General features: G+C 60.9%; 4 protein-coding genes. 3 read left to right on the plus strand and 1 reads right to left on the minus strand.

Annotated elements, in window-relative coordinates; all coding sequences use genetic code 11:
• On the plus strand, positions 1-1,271 hold a 1,271-nt coding region (gorA, locus tag HLUSI_RS27545), incomplete at its 5' end, for a glutathione-disulfide reductase (protein ID WP_016833427.1).
• A gap of 57 nt (positions 1,272-1,328) precedes the next feature.
• Here gorA and HLUSI_RS0107740 read toward each other — a convergent pair.
• On the minus strand, positions 1,329-2,633 hold the full coding sequence (locus tag HLUSI_RS0107740; RefSeq protein ID WP_016833428.1) for a phospholipase A: 1,305 nt from the start codon (positions 2,631-2,633) through the stop codon (positions 1,329-1,331).
• 250 nt (positions 2,634-2,883) lie between these two features.
• Here HLUSI_RS0107740 and HLUSI_RS27550 point away from each other — a divergent pair, with 250 nt between their 5' ends.
• Positions 2,884-4,971 carry a putative bifunctional diguanylate cyclase/phosphodiesterase gene (locus tag HLUSI_RS27550; RefSeq protein WP_040503268.1) on the plus strand — a complete coding sequence of 696 codons (2,088 nt, stop codon included), beginning with the start codon at positions 2,884-2,886 and terminating at the stop codon, positions 4,969-4,971.
• Positions 4,972-5,224: 253 nt separating this feature from the next.
• Positions 5,225-5,743: MCP four helix bundle domain-containing protein (locus tag HLUSI_RS0107750; RefSeq protein ID WP_029363259.1), on the plus strand; the 519-nt coding region annotated here is incomplete at its 3' end.

A 5,743-nucleotide genomic window follows, 5' to 3' on the forward strand; every position in this document is an offset into this window, starting at 1 on the left:
GCGCGCGCGCGCGCGTGGCGATTGCCGAGAGCAAGGACCTGGGCGGCACTTGCGTCAATGTCGGCTGCATTCCGAAAAAACTGATGTCGTATGGCGCGCATTTCCATCAAGATTTTGCCGACGCCGCCGGCTTCGGCTGGACCGTGGGCGAAACCAGTTTCGACTGGGCCGCGCTGATCGCTGCCAAGGACAAGGAGATCGCGCGCCTCAACGGCATCTACCGCAAGATCCTGGAGGGCGCCAAGGTCGACATCGTCGAAGGCCATGCGGCCGTGGAAGACGCTCACACCGTCAGCGTCAACGGCAAGCGCTACACCGCCGCGCATATCCTGGTCGGCGGCCGGCCGATGGTGCCGGAGATTCCGGGCAAGGAACTGGGCATCGTGTCCGATGATTTCTTCCACTTGACCGCCTTGCCGAAGCGCAGCGTGGTGCTGGGCGGCGGCTATATTGCGGTGGAACTGGCGTCTATCCTCAATGGTCTCGGCAGCGAAGTGACGCTGGTGTATCGCGGCAAGAGCCTGCTGCGCGGCATGGACAGCGAACTCGGCATTTTCCTGGCGGAAGAGATGCGCAAGAAGGGCATGAACATCCTGTTTGAAAACAACATCGACGCCATCGCGTCAGACGGCGCCGGCAAGCGCGTCAAGCTCAGCGACGGCAAGACCGTCGACGCCGATTGCGTGCTGTTCGCCACCGGCCGTCATCCCAACACGGCCGGTCTCGGCCTGGAAAAAGTCGGCGTCGCGCTGACCGCCAAAGGCGCCGTCAAGGTCGACCAGCATTTCGTTTCGGATGTCGCGTCCATCCATGCGATCGGCGACGTCATCGATCGTGTCGCACTGACGCCGGTGGCGCTGGCGGAAGGCATGGTGGTGGCCGCGCGCCTGTTCAACCAAGGCGGCCGGGAAATGTCTTACGAGAATATCCCGACGGCGGTCTTCAGCCATCCGAACGTCGGCACGGTCGGCCTGGGCGAAGAAGACGCGCGCAAGAAAGTGGGCGAAGTGCGCATCTTCAAATCGGAATTCAAGGCGCTCAAGCACACGCTGAGCGGCAATGCCGAGCGCACCTTCATGAAGCTGGTAGTGGACGCGAAGAATGATCGCGTGCTGGGGGTGCACATGGTCGGCGCTGATGCCGGCGAGATCGTCCAGGGCTTTGCGGTCGCCTTGCAATGTGGCGCCACCAAGGCCCAGTTCGACGCCACCATCGGCATCCATCCGACCTCGGCGGAAGAGTTCGTCACGATGCGTACGCCGGTGGCATAAGCATGTCATGAGACGGTCGCCGGAGGATTCTCCTGCGACCGTCCGGTCCGTCCTGGCCTAGCGCGAAAGCGCGTAGCCGATGCGGAACTGCGGGGTCGATTTCTGGTTGTAAGTCAGCAGGCTCTCGCCGTAGCCGTAGAAATAGCTCGCCATCAAATAGCCGGCCATGCCCGGCACCAGTTTCGCCAGCGGATAGGACAGCGTCGAGTCGGCGCTGCCGGAGCTGTTGCGCGTGCCCTTGCGCAAGGTGGTCGAAAACTCCACGCCGTCCGGTTTGCCCACTGCCAGCTTGAGATCCGCGTGGCCGCGATACTGGCCGATGTCGGGGTTGTCGGAAGTCGGGCCGAGGTAGGCGTAGACCTTGGGTGAAATGCGCAACTGGTAATCGTTGAGGTTACCGACCGTGAAGGTCGGTTCAACGAAGAAAGTGTTGATGCCGCGCGACTGTGCGCCGTCGCGTCCGTTCGACTCATGCTCCAGCCCGGTCGAAATCGCCATGCGGCTCAGGATGCTGTTATGGATGCCGAGGTCGGGCAGGTAATAGAACAGGCTGGGGCGGTAGCTGGTGTCGCGGAAGGGCGCCGACGGGCTTTCCAGGTCCCACAGCGAATACTGGGTGTAGCCGAAATACAGATTGTCGATCAGGCCGCGCGAACGCATGTCTTCCGGTTGGAAGATGCGGAACTTGAAGCTGAGCTGGAACCTGGCATTGCGGTTGCCGCCGCTGTTGCCGGCGGCGAAGTACATCGGTTCGTGGAAAGACAGGCGCGGGATATCGATCAGGTCGAGCGCGGCCGGCGCAATGCCGATCGGACTGGCGTTGGCGCCCGGCGTGATGACCGAGGCAGAGGGCGTGGCTGCGCCGGCCAGCGCGATGCCTTCCGCCGACGGCACCGGCATCTTGCCGTCTTTGGGACGGATCACCGCAACCAGCACCGGCGAGGCGTCCACCCCCACGGTTTCAAGGCGCACCACGCCGCGCAAGTAGTCGGGCAGGGTGGCGCTGTAGGTGATTTTGCGGAACTCGCCGCGCTTGAGCGTGATTTCGCCAGGCGCGCCGGCTTCGCGTTCCATGCGCAGTTGCACCGGCGGCGTCATGTCGGCCGAGGCCGCCACGACCAGATTGTCCGGGATGGCGTAAGCCTGGCTGTCGCGTTCATCTTCCGCGACCAGCAAGGTCAGGGTAAACGGCTTGTTGCCGTCAACCAGCTTGGGCGGCTGCAGCAGCGAAATGCCGGCGCTGGCGCCCTGCATCAGCGACAGCGCGCCGAGGGCGGCGAGGGTCTGGATCAGGCGCTTTGGTGCAAACAGTGCGACCGGACCTTGAGAATGCGGACGGCCGGAGAAAAGCGTGGGGAGCATGAGGCCGGGATCTTTTACTGTTATAGGCGTAGGGCGCATTGTGGTTTTTATCGATTTATCAATTGTCGGGAGCGTGCATCAGCCATATGGATTGGTTTCCGCGCGTAAAGTTGCTTCGATCCGACGTTTCATACACTTAAGAATGTAAAGCGTTCGATTTCAGACTTCGTCAGACTTCGATATGTCTTTTTGCGGGATAATGGGCTAAATACCTAAAAAATGTTGATTATTATTCTCATATTTCCTCATCATGTTATCCGCTTCCTACGATAGTTTGCTAGTTGTTGTGTCCCTGCTGGTGGCGGTACTTGCCTCCTATACTGCGCTGGATATGACCGAGCGGATCAATGCGACCCAGGAATATGCCGGTCGCTCCTGGCTACTTGGCGGTGCTGTCGCCATGGGTATCGGTATCTGGTCGATGCATTTCGTCGGCATGCTCGCGTTTCGTCTTCCCATCGATCTCGGCTACGACCCCTGGATCACCTTCCTGTCGCTGCTGATCGCCATTGGCGTGTCCGGCTTCGCGCTGTGGATCGTCAGCCGTCCCGAGCTGCCGCTGCGCCGGCTGCTCAACAGCGCGCTGGCGATGGGAGTCGGCATCGCTGCGATGCATTACACCGGCATGGCCGCCTTGCTGATGATGCCGGGCATTCATTACGATCCCTTGCTGTTTGCGGCGTCCGTCGCCATCGCCATCGCCGCCTCGGGCGCGGCGTTGTGGATAGCGTTCCGCCTGCGCCGCAATACGCCGCATGTCAAGCTTGCGCGGGGCGGGGCCGCCGTGGTGATGGGCGTGGCCATCGTCGGCATGCATTACACCGGCATGGCGGCTGCAAATTTCCCCGAGGGCAGCTTTTGCCTTGCCGTGCGCGACGGGGTGAGCCCGGGCTGGCTGGCGATCCTGATCATCGTCGTCACGCTGGCGGTGCTGACGATCGCCTTGCTGACGTCGCTGCTGGATGCGCGGCTGGAGTCGCGCACCGCCAAGCTGGCGCGTTCGCTGGCCGAAGCCAATGAAGAACTCACGCAACTGGTCCTGCACGATAACCTGACCAAGTTGCCCAACCGCACCTTGCTGGATGACCGCCTCAACCAGGCCATCAGCAAGGCGGCGCGCGAGCAGGGACATTTTGCCTTGATGTTTTGCGACCTCGACGGTTTCAAGGCGATCAACGATTCGCTCGGTCACCATGTCGGCGACCTGATGCTGGTAGAGGTGGCGCAACGCATCCGCTCGGTCATGCGCGCGCAGGATACGGTGGCGCGACTGGGCGGCGATGAGTTCGTGATGCTGGTCGATCTGAAGGAGCCCGACGATGCAGTCACCGTCGCCGACAAGCTGGTGAAGATCATCAACCAGTCCTTCAATATCGAAAAGCACGAGTTGCGCGTCTCGGCCAGCATCGGCATCGCGATCTATCCGGAAGACGGCAGCAGCCGCCACGACCTGGTGATCAACGCCGACGCCGCGATGTACCATACCAAGCGCAGCGGCCGTAACGGCTACCACTTCTTTGAAGCGTCGATGAACGTCAACGCGCACAACCAGTTGCAATGGCTGCAAGACTTGCGCCTGGCGCTGGAGCGCAAGGAATTCATCCTCCATTACCAGCCCAAGTACAACTCGCCGAACGGCCCGGTGCTGGGCGCGGAAGCCTTGTTGCGCTGGCAGCATCCGGTGCATGGAATGGTGGGGCCGGATGAGTTCATCGGCCTGGCTGAACGTTCCGGGCTGATCGTGCCGATCGGGGCATGGGTGCTCGATGAAGCCTGCCGCCAGATGAAGGTCTGGTACGACATCGGCCACGAAGACTGGAAGATTGCAGTCAATCTCTCGGCGCTGCAGTTCGCGCAAACCGACCTGATCGATCTGGTCAAGGACACGCTGGCGCGCCATGACTTGCCGGCGCGCTGCCTGACGCTGGAAGTCACCGAGTCCACCGCCATGCACGATGCCGAAAGCAGTCTCAAGACGCTGCAGCAGATCGCCGACCTCGGGGTGGATATTTCCATCGACGATTTCGGCACCGGTTATTCGAGCCTGCTGTATCTGAAGCGCTTGCCGGCCAACGAACTCAAGATCGATCGCGGCTTCGTGCGCGACCTCAGCGACGGCAACGACGACGCTGCCATCATCTCGGCCATCGTGGCGCTGGGCCGTACGCTCAATCTGCGCATCGTCGCCGAAGGCGTGGAAACCACCAAGCAGCAGAACTTCCTGACCTCGGTCGGTTGCGATGCGTTGCAGGGTTACCTCATGGGTCGGCCGATGCCGCCCGACAAGTTCATCGAGGCGACTTCCAACCTGATGAAGAACACCGCGCCGACGTCCTGATTTCCTCCGATCTCGCCTGTGGATTGCCCACTTGGCGAGATCTTCCCACCCAGTGAGAACCGGCGCGCCGCCGGAGATCGCCATCGTGTTGCCGCTCGTCAACACAAGCCCCGCAAGCCATGAACAGACGCGACAGTCACACGCTGTTCCGCGCATTCAAGCCTTCTGTCCCAGAGCATTATGAAGAGTATGTGGCCGGCTGAGCCATGACGATAATTCAACATTTACCTGACCCGAATGGCAGGGGGACAACATGAACGTGATTGGAAACATGAAGATTGGCAAGCGTCTTGGACTGGGCTTCGCCATTATCCTGGCGCTGTCCGTCCTGATTGCCGTGATTGGCGTCTGGCGCCTGCAAAGCGTCGCCAAGGCAACGCAAGCCATGATGGACGTGCCGCTGGCCAAGGAGCGGATGATTGGCGACTGGTATCGACATACTTATTCGGGGATTCGCCGCGCGACCGCGGTGGCCAAGAGTTCAGACCCGTCGTTGAGCGCGTTCTTCAAGCCGGAAACCGATGAGGCCACGCGTATCTCGACCGAATTGCAAAAGAAAATTCTGGAGCTGCTCGTCAGCGATGAGGAAAAGCAGCTTTACGAAAAAATCATGTCGCTGCGCAAAGTGTACCTCGCCAAACGCGACGTGATCTACAAAGCCAAGGGGGAGCCCAATCCGGACCCGGCGATGATTGCGGACGCACTGGAAAAAGACTATCTCCCGGCAGCGAAGAATTATTCGACGGAAGTGGAAAACCTGCTTGCGCTTTTT

It is taken from the genome of Herbaspirillum lusitanum P6-12, assembly GCF_000256565.1.
Lineage (GTDB): Bacteria > Pseudomonadota > Gammaproteobacteria > Burkholderiales > Burkholderiaceae_D > Herbaspirillum > Herbaspirillum lusitanum.